Below are 12416 nucleotides of genomic sequence, written 5' to 3'. Positions count from 1 at the left end.
ATTCACATGTCAGAACGCACCGTCACCATCGCCTCCCGCGTGGGGCTGCACGCCCGTCCGGCGTCGCTGTTCAGCCAGGCCGCCGCGAAGGCGGGTGTCCCGGTCACGCTCACGAGCGCGAACGGCAAGAGCGTGAACGCGGCGAGCATCCTCGGTGTGCTCTCGCTCGGGATCAATCACGGCGAGACGGTCACGCTCAGCGCGGAGGGGGACGACGCGGAGACCGCGCTCGACTCCCTCGCGGAGCTGCTGAACACGGACCTCGACAAGGAGTAGACGACTCCAGAGACACGGGCGATGGAGCCGTCCCGAAAGGGGCGGCTCCATCGCCCGTGTTCTAGGCTCGAGTCATGACTGAAGCCACCGCCGCCGACCAGACCCGAACCCCCACACCCATCGACGCGATCGCCGAGGAATGGGTGGACACGGAGCTCGATCTCTATCCGGAGCAGCGGGTCTTCCTCGGCCGCCCTGGACGCGAGGGCGAGTATGCCGACTACTCGCCTGCCGGCGCAGAGCGGGCGCTGCAGGCGGTCAAGGCGACCCTGGCGAAGATCGAGGCGGCCGCCCCTGTCGACGACGTGGATGAGATCACCAAGATGGACCTGAGCCGGGAGCTGCGGCTGGCGATCGACAAGCACGAGGCGGGCTTCGACCAGCGGGATCTGAACGTGATCGAGAGTCCCGCGCAGACGCTCCGCGATGTCTTCGATCTCGCGCCGAAGGAGTCGGAGGAGGACTGGAGCCACATCGCCACTCGCCTGCACAACCTGCCCGCGGCGATGAGCGGATACATCGAGACCCTCCGCACCGGCATCCGTGCCGGCAACGTTCCCGCCATCAGGCAGGTCAACGAGGTCATCACCCAGGCCGCCAAGCAGGTGGCCGACACGGGCTTCTTCTTCCAGCTCGCCGACACCGCGAAGACGGGCGGCGTCGACCTTCCCGACTCGCTCACGGCCGATCTCGCGGCCGGCGCCCGGGAGGCCGCGAACGCCTACGAGTCCCTGTCGGACTTCCTGCGGAACGAGCTCGCCCAGCACGCACCGGTCAGGGACGCGGTCGGCAGGGAGATCTACACCCTCGCCTCTCGGGGATTCCTCGGGGTGACCGTCGACCTCGACGAGACCTATGAGTGGGGCATCGAGGAGCTCGCGAGGATGACCGCGGAACAGGAGGCGGTCGCGCGAGAGATCCGGCCGGGGGCGACCGTCGCCGAGGCGATCGAGTTCCTCGACCACGACGAGAGCAGGAAGCTGCACGGCACGGATGCCCTGCAGCGGTGGATGCAGGAGACCAGCGACCGCGCCGTCGCCGAGCTCTCGCGCACCCAGTTCGACATCCCGGAGGAGCTCAAACGCCTCGAGTGCCTCATCGCGCCCACCCAGGAGGGCGGCATCTACTACACCGGTCCGACGGATGACTTCTCGCGCGCCGGCCGGATGTGGTGGAGCGTGCCGGAGGGCGTCACCGAGTTCGACACCTGGCGCGAGCTCACCACCGTCTACCACGAGGGCGTCCCCGGCCATCACCTCCAGGTCGGGCAGGCGATCTACAACAAGGCGAGGCTCAACACCTGGCGCCGCAACGCCTTCACCTCCGGCCACGGCGAGGGCTGGGCGCTCTATGCCGAACGGCTGATGGAGCAGCTCGGCTATCTCGACGACCCCGCCGATCGGCTCGGGATGCTCGACGGCCAGCGGATGCGTGCCGCCCGCGTCGTGCTCGACATCGGCGTGCATCTCGAGAAGACCCTTCCGGACGGCTCCGGCCCGTGGACGGGGGACTACGCCTTCGGCTTCCTCGCCGACAACGTCAACATGAACGACGGATTCGTGCGGTTCGAGGTCAACCGCTACCTCGGCTGGCCCGGCCAGGCTCCCGCATACAAGATCGGTCAGCGGATCTGGGAGCAGCTGCGCGACGAGTACGCCCGCAGGGAGGGCGCCGCCTTCGACATCAAGGTCTTCCATCGCAAGGCGCTCGACCTCGGCGGCCTCGGGCTGGAGACCCTCCGGGCCGCGCTGCTCTCGTGAACGATCGCGACATCGCCGTCGTCACCGAGACCATCGGCGAGGCCTGGCTGGGGATCGCGCGCCGCATCCTCGCCGACGGGCGACCGGCCCGCTACGACGGCCTGCCCATCTTCGAGCTGAGCCAGGCGACCCTGACCGTCGCCGGGCCCGACCCGCACGATCCGATCATCGCCCGTCGTGCGGATCCGGAGCGCCTGGCCTGGATGCACAGGAACTTCACCGACCATGCGCGGGTGGAGGCCTTCGGGAACGCGCGGAGCTATGCGAGCAGGCTGTTCGACTACGGCGCCACCGGCCTCGACCAGGTCGCCTGGGTCGTCGACCGGCTGACGCGCGACCCGGAGTCGCGCTCCGCGACGATCACCACTTTCGAGCCGCTGAGCGACACCAGCTACATCCCCTGCGTGAGCATGCTGGACTTCTGGCTGCGCGATGGCGCCGTGGAGCAGGTGGTCTACGCCCACAGCATCGACTTCGGTGCGAAGGGATACGGCAACCTCGTGGAGCTGGCCGACCTGCAGCATCGCGTCGCCACCGGGCTCGACCTGCCGGTGGGACGGCTGGTCTTCATCGTCAAGTCCGCTCACGTCTACAACACGGAGCTGGACTACATGCGCGGCGTGCTCGCGGGGGAGCGGCTGTGAGCACGCCGTCCGCCAGGGGCTGAACCCTGCCGGCTCGCGGAGTTGAACGGGGTATTCCGGAAGCGCTAAACTAAACCGTCACCTTTGTGACGTCCTATCCGCCTGCCGTTTGCGGAACAACACGCAGAATCCTCGCAAACGGCCCGAATTATGTCCACACCTGGAGCACCCACTACATGACAATCGTAACGACCGACAAGGCGCCGAAGCAGGTCGCCATCAACGACATCGGATCTGCTGAAGACTTTCTCGCCGCGGTCGAAAAGACGCTGAAGTTTTTCAACGACGGAGACCTCATCGAAGGCACCGTCGTCAAGATCGACCGCGACGAGGTTCTGCTCGACGTCGGTTACAAGACGGAGGGTGTCATCCCCTCCCGTGAGCTTTCCATCAAGCACGACGTCGACCCGACGGAGGTCGTCCAGGTCGGCGATGTCGTCGAGGCCCTGGTCCTCCAGAAGGAAGACAAAGAGGGTCGCCTGATCCTCTCCAAGAAGCGTGCGCAGTACGAGCGTGCGTGGGGCGACGTCGAGAAGATCAAGGAGGCCGACGGTGTTGTCACCGGTTCGGTCATCGAGGTCGTCAAGGGTGGCCTCATCGTCGACATCGGACTGCGCGGGTTCCTCCCGGCGTCGCTCATCGAGCTGCGCCGTGTCCGCGATCTCACGCCGTACCTCGGTCAGGAGATCGAGGCGAAGATCCTCGAGCTCGACAAGAACCGCAACAACGTCGTCCTGAGCCGCCGCGCGCTGCTCGAGCAGACCCAGTCCGAGAGCCGCACGACCTTCCTCAACAACCTCGCCAAGGGCCAGGTCCGCAAGGGTGTCGTCTCCTCCATCGTCAACTTCGGCGCGTTCGTCGACCTCGGCGGCGTCGACGGTCTCGTCCACGTCTCCGAGCTGTCCTGGAAGCACATCGAGCACGCCTCCGAGGTCGTCGAGGTTGGCCAGGAGGTCACCGTCGAGATCCTCGAGGTCGACCTCGACCGCGAGCGGGTCTCCCTGTCGCTCAAGGCGACGCAGGAGGACCCGTGGCAGGTCTTCGCCCGCACCCACGCCATCGGCCAGGTCGCACCGGGCAAGGTCACCAAGCTCGTCCCGTTCGGTGCCTTCGTCCGCGTCGCGGAGGGCATCGAGGGACTCGTCCACATCTCCGAGCTCTCCGGCAAGCACGTCGAGCTGGCCGAGCAGGTCGTCTCCGTCGGTGACGAGGTGTTTGTCAAGGTCATCGACATCGACCTCGAGCGTCGTCGCATCTCGCTCTCGCTCAAGCAGGCGAACGAGGGCGTCGACCCAGAGGGCACCGAGTTCGACCCGGCGCTCTACGGAATGCTCACCGAGTACGACGAGCAGGGCAACTACAAGTATCCCGAGGGCTTCGACCCGGAGACCAACGAGTGGCGCGAGGGCTTCGAGGCCCAGCGCGAGAAGTGGGAGCAGGACTACGCTGCCGCCCAGGCTCGCTGGGAAGCGCACAAGAAGCAGGTCGCGGCCGCCAACGAAGAGGGCATCAGCGATGCCCCCTCCGCCGGCTCCTCCTTCTCCAGCGACTCCGAGTCCACGGGAACGCTCGCGGACGACGAGGCGCTTGCCGCACTTCGTGAGAAGCTCTCCTCGAACAACTAGTTCCCCAGCACTGCACGAAGCGGCCGGACCCGATGGGTCCGGCCGCTTCTGCGTCTGCGCTGACTCGCCGACTCGTCCTGAGGGGTCCGAGAGGCCTCGGGAGGGGTGCGAGAAGTTAGCATGGACCGCGTGTATCTCATCGGACTGACCGGGGGCATCGCCTCGGGGAAGACGGCCGTCGCTCGGCGCCTCGCCGAGCACGGAGCCGTCCACGTCGACGCCGACCAGCTTGCCCGCGCCGTCGTCGCGCCGGGCGCGCCGGCCCTTGCCGCCATCGCCGAGCGCTTCGGGCCCGAGGTGCTCTCCGCGGACGGTTCGCTCGATCGCACCCGCCTCGGCTCCATCGTCTTCTCCGACGAGGAGGCGAGGCTCGCGCTCAACGGGATCACGCATCCGGCGATCCAGGAGCTGTCGCGACGGCTGTTCGCCGAGGCGGCCGAACGGGACGAGGACGCGGTGGTCGTCTACGACGTCCCGCTCCTCGTCGAGGCGTCAAGGAGCGGGGAGTACCACGACTTCGATCTCATCGTGGTCGTGAGCGCGGAGACACAGACGCGCATCCGGCGCCTCATGGAGCTGCGCGGCCTCAGCCGGGAGGAAGCGGTGCGGCGCATCGAGTCCCAGGCGGGCGAGGCGGAGCGGCTCGCGGCGGCCGATGTGGTGATCGACAGCAACGGCACCCTCGAGGAGACGATGGCCCAGGTCGACGATCTCTGGTCCACCCTGCCCGTGCGGCGGACGACGGACTGACCCGCGTCGACGACGGTCAGCGAACTCCCACGCGGCGGGGCGCCTCGCTCCACCCGACAGAGGTTAGGTTTGTTCCGTGCTGGGGAGTCGGATCGGCCGGCGCGGCGCGCTGCGATCCGCGGCGCTCGTCGCGCTCCTCGTCGTCGGCGCGGGGCTCGCCCAGCAGGCGGGCGCGCCGGCCACGGCCTCGGCCTCTGAGCCTCGTGACCCCTCTCCTGCGCTCATCCGGTTCCGGCTGCCCAGCGAGAGCGGTCGGCCGCTCAGCCCCAACTCGTTCAACTATGCCCAGCACGCGACCAGGCGCGGACCCCTGCTGCTGTTCCTGCCGGCCACCAGGGCGCAGCCGGGGAACTACCGCGCCTTCCTCGCGGCGGCGTCCTCCCTGGGCTATCACGTGCTCGCGCTCGACTACTGGAATCGCGGCAGGTCGGTCACCAGGACCTGCACGACGGACGCCTCCTGCTATACCTCAGTGCAGCGCAACCGCTTCGACGGCAGCGATCCGACCCGCTTCAGCGACGTCGATCCCGCCAACTCGGTGCTCAGCCGGCTTCGCGACGCGCTCGACTACCTGCGCGGCCACGACAGCGACGGCGGCTGGAGCCGCTATTCGACGGGGCCGCACATCCACTGGAGCAGGATCGTGCTCGCCGGCCATTCCCAGGGTGGCGGTGAGTCCGCCTACATCGCGCACCGGCACCGGGCACACGGGGTGCTCATGTTCTCCTCTCCCGTCGACACCGACAGCGGGATCGCCGCCTCCTGGATGCACCGTCGCGGCGCGACGCCTCCGACCGCCATGTACGGACTGGTGAACAGCCACGACATGTACTTCGAGAAGATCGTCGGGTCCTGGACGGAGCTCGGGATGGGACAGCGCAAGGAGACCAGCGATGCCGCCATGCTGACCGGCTCGCACGAGCTGATCAGCAGCAGTGTCATCGGCACGCCCGCGCAGTCCCACGATCGGTCGGTGTCCGATCGGTCGCCGGTGGGCGCGGACGGCCTGCCGATGTACAGGAGCGCCTGGATCTGGATGCTCCGCCAGGTCCGCTGAGCCACCGAGCCGGCTCATAGGAGCGGTCGGTAGGCTTGTGAGGTGGATGATAGAGGCCTCAGCACTGGAAACCCGGGCGGGAGCCCATCGCCGGAGTCGCTCGCCGACCTGATCGACCGGATGGCCGCCGAGCGACCGGACGAGACCTACCTCGAGGACGCGAGGAGCCGGCGGGTCTACCGTCGTTCCGCCTTCGCCGCCGCCGCACGGGCCTGGGCGTCCGCTCTCGACGGCCGGGGGATCGGCCGGGGAGCGGCCGTCCTGGTCGACGTCGCCGACCCGTTGTCGTTCGCGGCCGTCCACCTGGGTGTCATCGCGGCGGGCCGGTGCTCCATCCCCGTCAACCCCGAGCTGTCCTGGGCAGAGGTGGAGCGGCTGTCCGAGCTGGCCGGAGGAGCGGCGCTTGTCGTCTCGGACCGCGAGGGGTCGGGAGAGCTGGCCGGCACGGAGACGATGCGGGTCGACGCCGATGCCGGCACCCCCGAGGCGGGCACGGAACGACCCGCCCGGCCGACACCCCCCGTCGCCGATGGCGGAGCGGCGCTGCTGTTCACCTCAGGGTCCACCGGGGAACCGAAGGGGGTGCTCCTGCCGGAGGACCAGCTGCTGTTCGTCGCCCGCGCGGTGGCGAGGCACAATCGGCTCGTTCCCTCCGACCGCGGGTACAACCCCCTTCCCCTGTTCCACGTCAACGCCGAGGTCGTCGGGCTGCTCGCGACGCTCGTGGCCGGCGCGACCCTCGTGCTCGACCGTCGATTCCACCGCACCGGCTTCTGGGAGCTGCTGCGCGATCGTCGGGTGACCTGGCTCAACGCCGTTCCCGCCATGCTGGCCGTGCTGGCTCGCGGGGCGAGCATCGACCTGCCGGAGAGCCTGCGCTTCGTCCGCTCGGCGTCGGCGCCCCTGCCCGTGGCGGTCAGACAGGCCATGACCGGCGTCTCGCTCGTCGTCAGCTACGGGATGACCGAGGCGGCCAGCCAGATCACCGCGACCCCCCTCGGCGAGCCCCCGCGAGACGGCTCGGTCGGGATCCCGGTCGGCTGCGAGGTCGCCGTCCGCGATGCCGAGGGCGCGGTCGTGCCCGCCGGCGAGGTCGGGAACATCTGGATCACCGGCCCCGGCATCGTGCGGAGCTATCTCGGGGGCAGGGCGAGCGACCGCTTCGACGAGAACGGCTGGCTGTCCACCGGCGATCTCGGGACGATCGACGAGGACGGTTACGTCTATCTGGTCGGTCGCTCCGACGACGTGATCAATCGGGGCGGCGAGAAGGTCTACCCGGCCGAGGTCGAGGAGGTGCTGCTCGGAGACCCGCGCGTCCGGGAGGCCGTTGTCGTCGGCCGCCCGGACGAGGTGCTCGGCCACGTCCCCGTCGCCTACGTCATTCCCACGCGCGAGACGACCGCGACGGAGGCGGCCGAGCTGACCGACGCTCTTCTCGCGAGGGCGGCCGCGGAGCTTCCGCGGTTCAAGCGTCCCGTGGAGATCACCGTGGTGGACGACGTCCCCCGCGCCCCGACGGGCAAGGTCCAGCGCGCCAGGGTGCGCGACCTGGCGGCCAGCGAGTGACCGGCGCCGAGGTCGGACGCGCCGAGCCGCCGATCGTGTCCCCGCGCCCTCGGGCGCCCCGGCTGTACGAGATCGACGTGGTGCGCATCCTCACCTTCGCCTGCGTCATCGCCGTCCACACGACCAGCCACACCGTGGCCGCCGACGACGTCGGGCTGTACGCCTTCCTCGGGCTCGTCCACTTCACCCGGGAGGTGTTCTTCGCCCTGTCCGGGTTCGTGCTCGTGCACAGCTATCTCGCCAGGCCCGTGCCAATGAGGACGTTCTGGCCGCGGCGATTCCTGCTCGTCGGTGTTCCGTATCTCGTCTGGTCGGCGATCTATTTCGCCGCGAGCAATCTCCACTCGCCGAAGGGGACCGCCCTCGACATGCTGGTCCGCTTCCTGCAGCACGTGGTCACCGGGACCTCCTGGTACCACCTGTATTTCCTGCTGGTGACGATGCAGGTCTACCTGCTCGTCCCCGTGATCGTCTGGCTGGTGAGGAGGACCAGGGGTCATCACGGGGTCCTGCTCGCGGCCGCGGGCGCCTTCCAGCTGCTGCTCACGGCGTATTACGCCTACCTGCCGCTGCCCGCCTGGCTGAGCGGCTATTCCAAGGTCTACTTCTTCAGCTACCTCTTCTTCATCCTGCTCGGCGCGGTCTCGGCGGACCATTCGACCGCCCTGTTCGGCTGGGTACGGGGGCATCGGCCGCTGATCGGGTTCATCACCCTGGCCACCGGCCTCCTCACCCTCGCGGTCTTCGCCTTCCAGCACTTTGTGCTCGGTTTCAGCCTGTACCACTCCGGAACCCCGTTGCAGCCGATCCTCATGGTGTGGTCGGCGGCGGTCGGCCTGGCCTTCCTCGCGATCGGCAGCTATTGGGCCGACCGGCGCCGGGCAGGCAGCCTGTCGGCGAGGGGCGTGGATGTCGCCTCCGACCGGTCGTTCGGGATCTTCCTCTCGCATCCGCTCATCCTCTGGGTGCTGCTCTGGGTCGGCGACGACTGGCTGCCGCGCACGGTCGCCAAGCCGTGGCTCACCCTGGTGGCGTATGTCGTCGTCGTCGTGGGATCGGTGATCCTCACCGAGCTGGCCAGGCGCTCACCGCTGAGCCTGGCGCTCACCGGACGGCCGTCGGCGCGCCGGAAGAGGCCGCTGACTCCCGCCCAGGCGGATGCGGGCGCCGTTCCGCCGGACTAGGACCTGCCGCTACAGGTCCTCGCTCACGCCGTTCGGAAGCACCCGCTTGGGTTTCATGAACCCGGCCACGACCGCCGCTCCGGCGAGGAGGGCGACCGAGGCCGCGAATGGCCACTGCCATCCGGTCGTGTCGACCAGGACGCCGAACAGGATCGGCGAGAAGATGCCGGCGAGCCCGAAACCGGTGTTCATCATGCCGCTCGCGGTACCGGACCACTCCGGGGCGACATCCATCGGGATCGCCCACAGGGTCGCGTTGCACAGCTCGAGGAAGAAGAACGAGAGGGAGAGCGCCACGGTCACGACCGGGAGGTTGTGCACGAAGAGCAGCGGAGAGAGGCAGACCAGGGAGCCGATGAGCCCGACGAGCAGTACTGTTCGCCTGGCGAAGCGGAGGTTGCCCGTCCTGCGGAGGAGTCGGTCGCCGAACACCCCGCCGGCCGTGTCGCCGACGACCCCGGCGAGCAGCACGAAGGTGGTGAACAGGGCATACGTGGAGAGGGCGAGTCCGTAGCTGTCGGCGAGAAAACCGGGGATCCAGGTGAGGAAGACCCAGAGGGTCCATCCGTAGCCGAAATCGACGATGGTCACCGGGAGCATGGTGCGGATGAGCCGCTTCCACGGGACGGGGGGCCGCGCCGCCTTCTCCAGCTCACGGGGGATCTCGGAGAGCTCCTGCGAGGTGATCTTCGGATAGTCCTGCGGGCGGTCCCGGAAGAAGGCGGCCCAGAGCACCGCCCAGAGCGCGCTCAGCACGCCGACGAGGATGAACGACACCTGCCAGCCGGCGATCGGGCCGCCGAGCGAGTCGCCCCAGACGATGAGACCGCCGACGATGAGCGGCGCCGCCGCGTTGCCGAGACGGGAGGCCGAGTGGACGATGCCCTGCACGAACCCGTTGCGGTCGGGTGGCACCCACCTCGCCATGGCGGAGGTCGCCGTGGGGAAGGCGGCGGACTCGGTGAGACCGAGCAGCAGCCGGGCGCCGACGAGCGAGAGGAGGCCGACGGAGAATCCGGTCGCGATCGTCGCGACGCCCCAGAGCACGCCGATCCAGAACAGGGCCCTGCGCGGCCCGACCCGCTCGCCGAGGTTGCCTCCGAACACCTGGAGCAGGGCATAGGGAATGGAGAAGGCCGCGACCGCCACCCCGAACTCGCCGGAACTGAGATGCAGCGCCTTCATGATCGTCGGACCGGCGGTGGAGATGTTGGTGCGATCGATGTAGGAGATCGCATACATGATGCAGAGCAGCAGCACGACCCGGCCGCGCATCCGCCCGAAGATCGGGCTCGCCGTGGCTGGAGCGGAATGCTCCTGGGTCGTTGTCATCTGCCGCTCCGCTTCATCCGTTGTTCCCCGGCCCTTCGCTGTGCCGTCACCGCGAAGTTATCCGCCCAACCTATGCAACTCCCCAATGGCCCTCGAGGCAACCCGACCGGTGGTCGCTTTGCGCCGAGGGCGCAATCGCGGCCCCGTGTCGGTGGTGCTGCTTAAGCTGGAGGCATGGAACCGACCCGTTCAGTGCGCCCGTTCGAGGTCATCAGCGACTATGTCCCGAGCGGAGACCAGCCCCAGGCGATCGCCGAGCTCACGGCGAGGATCAACGCCGGCGAGACCGACGTCGTGCTGCTCGGGGCGACCGGCACCGGGAAGTCGGCGACGACGGCGTGGCTCATCGAACAGGTCCAGCGGCCGACGCTGGTCCTCGCGCACAACAAGACCCTGGCCGCGCAGCTCGCGAACGAGTTCCGAGAGCTGATGCCGAACAACGCCGTCGAGTACTTCGTCTCGTACTACGACTACTACCAGCCGGAGGCGTACGTTCCGCAGACGGACACCTTTATCGAGAAGGACAGCTCGATCAACGCGGAGGTCGAACGCCTCCGCCACTCGACGACCAACTCGCTGCTCAGCCGGCGGGACGTCATCGTCGTCTCGACCGTCTCCTGCATCTACGGCTTGGGCAGCTCCGAGGAGTACCTCGACGCGATGATCGCGCTTCAGATCGGCATGCGCATCAACCGCGAGACGCTCATCCGCAAGTTCGTCTCCATGCAGTACCAGCGCAATGACGTCGACTTCTCCCGGGGCAACTTCCGCGTGCGCGGCGACACGATCGAGATCATCCCCATGTATGAGGAGCTCGCGATCCGGATCGAGATGTTCGGGGACGAGATCGAGGGGCTGTACAGCCTGCACCCGCTCACCGGCGAGGTGGTCAAGAAGCTCGAGGCGGTCTCGGTGTTCCCCGGCTCCCACTACGTGGCGGGGGCGGAGCGCATGCAGGCGGCGATCAAGACCATCAAGGTGGAGCTGGAGGAACGGCTCGGCCAGCTGGAGCGCGAGGGCAAGCTGCTCGAGGCGCAGCGGCTGCGGATGCGCACGACCTTCGACATCGAGATGATGGAGCAGATCGGCTTCTGCAGCGGCATCGAGAACTATTCGAGGCACATCGATCAGCGCCAACCGGGGGAGGCGCCGCACTGCCTCATCGACTACTTCCCGGACGACTTCCTCGTGGTCATCGACGAGTCGCACGTGACCATCCCGCAGATCGGTGCGATGTACGAGGGCGACGCCTCGCGCAAGCGCACCCTGGTCGAGCACGGCTTCCGGCTGCCGAGCGCGCTCGACAACCGCCCGCTCAAGTTCAACGAGTTCCTCGACCGGGTCGGCCAGAAGGTCTACCTCTCGGCGACCCCCGGCCGCTACGAGATGGGCATCACCGACAGCGTGGTCGAGCAGATCATCCGCCCGACCGGCCTGGTCGATCCGGAGATCGTGGTCAAGCCGACCAAGGGCCAGATCGACGACCTGCTCGAGGAGATCCGGAAGCGCTCCGCCATCGGGGAGAGGGTGCTCGTCACCACCCTGACCAAGAAGATGGCCGAGGAGCTGACCGAGTTCCTCGGCGAGGCGGGCGTGCGGGTCCGGTACCTGCACTCCGACGTCGACACGCTGCGCAGGGTGGAGCTCCTGACCGAACTTCGTCAGGGCGTCTACGACGTGCTGGTGGGGATCAACCTCCTCAGGGAGGGGCTGGACCTGCCAGAGGTCTCCCTCGTGGCCATCCTGGACGCCGACAAGGAGGGCTTCCTCCGGTCGTCGACCTCGCTCATCCAGACCATCGGCCGCGCCGCGAGGAACGTTTCCGGCGCCGTGCACATGTACGCCGACGTCATGACGGACTCCATGAAGCAGGCGATCGAGGAGACCAGCCGGCGCCGTGAGAAGCAGGTCGCCTACAACCTCGAGCGCGGGGTCGACCCCCAGCCGCTCCGCAAGAAGATCGCCGACATCACCGACCAGCTGAACCGCGAGGACGCCGACACGGCGGAGCTGCTCTCCGGCAGGGACGGGCGCAAGCGAGCGCCGACACCCAACCTCAAGCGGGCCGGGCTGCAGCACGGCGGCCTGGCGGCCAGCGGCGCGAACGACCTCGAGTCGATCATCCGCGACCTCAACGATCAGATGCTGCAGGCCGCGGGGGAGCTCAAGTTCGAGCTCGCCGCCCGGCTGCGCGACGAGGTGTCCGACCTCAAGAAGGA

The 12416-nt window shown here is 68.3% G+C and carries 10 protein-coding genes; 9 read left to right on the top strand and 1 reads right to left on the bottom strand.

The features are described 5' to 3' along the window. Nucleotides 1–6 precede the first annotated feature (6 nt). The 8 genes from VGC18_RS07110 to VGC18_RS07075 all read left to right on the top strand — a co-directional run bounded on the left by VGC18_RS07110 (nucleotide 7) and on the right by VGC18_RS07075 (nucleotide 8865). A complete protein-coding gene (locus VGC18_RS07110; RefSeq protein WP_331095700.1) occupies nucleotides 7–276 on the top strand; it encodes an HPr family phosphocarrier protein in 270 nt (89 codons plus the stop codon). Nucleotides 277–350: 74 nt separating this feature from the next. After that, on the top strand, nucleotides 351–2036 hold the full coding sequence (locus VGC18_RS07105; protein WP_331095697.1) for a DUF885 domain-containing protein: 1686 nt from the start codon (nucleotides 351–353) through the stop codon (nucleotides 2034–2036). Beyond that, a complete protein-coding gene (locus VGC18_RS07100; protein ID WP_331095695.1) occupies nucleotides 2033–2680 on the top strand; it encodes a thymidylate synthase in 648 nt (215 codons plus the stop codon). The genes VGC18_RS07105 and VGC18_RS07100 overlap by 4 nt, the downstream gene beginning before the upstream one ends. Before the next feature lie 176 nt (nucleotides 2681–2856). Next, nucleotides 2857–4305, top strand: a complete 1449-nt coding sequence (rpsA, locus tag VGC18_RS07095; protein WP_331095693.1) for a 30S ribosomal protein S1 — start codon at nucleotides 2857–2859, stop codon at nucleotides 4303–4305. A 129-nt stretch (nucleotides 4306–4434) separates the two neighbouring features. Then, complete coding sequence (gene coaE / locus VGC18_RS07090; protein ID WP_331095731.1) at nucleotides 4435–5055, top strand: dephospho-CoA kinase; 621 nt, start codon at nucleotides 4435–4437, stop codon at nucleotides 5053–5055. 76 nt (nucleotides 5056–5131) lie between these two features. Next, nucleotides 5132–6112: a BPSS1187 family protein gene (locus tag VGC18_RS07085; RefSeq protein ID WP_331095691.1), complete on the top strand. Its 981-nt coding sequence runs from the start codon at nucleotides 5132–5134 to the stop codon at nucleotides 6110–6112. A gap of 42 nt (nucleotides 6113–6154) precedes the next feature. Beyond that, entirely contained in the window at nucleotides 6155–7681 is a 1527-nt protein-coding gene (locus VGC18_RS07080) for a class I adenylate-forming enzyme family protein (RefSeq protein WP_331095689.1), read from the top strand. A 35-nt stretch (nucleotides 7682–7716) separates the two neighbouring features. Beyond that, the gene (locus VGC18_RS07075) at nucleotides 7717–8865 is read left to right on the top strand and encodes an acyltransferase (protein WP_331095687.1); all 1149 of its coding nucleotides are present in this window, start codon (nucleotides 7717–7719) and stop codon (nucleotides 8863–8865) included. A 9-nt stretch (nucleotides 8866–8874) separates the two neighbouring features. Here VGC18_RS07075 and VGC18_RS07070 read toward each other — a convergent pair whose 3' ends face one another. Beyond that, nucleotides 8875–10197 carry an MFS transporter gene (locus VGC18_RS07070; RefSeq protein WP_331095685.1) on the bottom strand — a complete coding sequence of 441 codons (1323 nt, stop codon included), beginning with the start codon at nucleotides 10195–10197 and terminating at the stop codon, nucleotides 8875–8877. 174 nt (nucleotides 10198–10371) lie between these two features. Between VGC18_RS07070 and uvrB the strand changes: the two genes are divergently transcribed. Then, nucleotides 10372–12416: excinuclease ABC subunit UvrB (gene uvrB / locus VGC18_RS07065; RefSeq protein WP_331095683.1), on the top strand; the 2045-nt coding region annotated here is incomplete at its 3' end.

The sequence above is a fragment of the Lacisediminihabitans sp. genome (assembly GCF_036404185.1).
In the GTDB taxonomy this organism is placed as follows: domain Bacteria; phylum Actinomycetota; class Actinomycetes; order Actinomycetales; family Microbacteriaceae; genus Lacisediminihabitans.
The sequence above is the reverse complement of the archived record's forward strand: the minus strand, read 5'-3'. Positions and strand labels throughout refer to the sequence as shown.

Excerpts from the sequence above, each read along its gene's own strand:
- VGC18_RS07105 (WP_331095697.1), top strand. The coding sequence starts at position 351 with ATGACTGAAGCCACCGCCGCCGACCAGACCCGAACCCCCACACCCATC.
- rpsA (WP_331095693.1), top strand. The coding sequence starts at position 2,857 with ATGACAATCGTAACGACCGACAAGGCGCCGAAGCAGGTCGCCATCAAC.
- VGC18_RS07110 (WP_331095700.1), top strand. The coding sequence starts at position 7 with ATGTCAGAACGCACCGTCACCATCGCCTCCCGCGTGGGGCTGCACGCC.
- VGC18_RS07070 (WP_331095685.1), bottom strand. The coding sequence starts at position 10,197 with ATGACAACGACCCAGGAGCATTCCGCTCCAGCCACGGCGAGCCCGATC.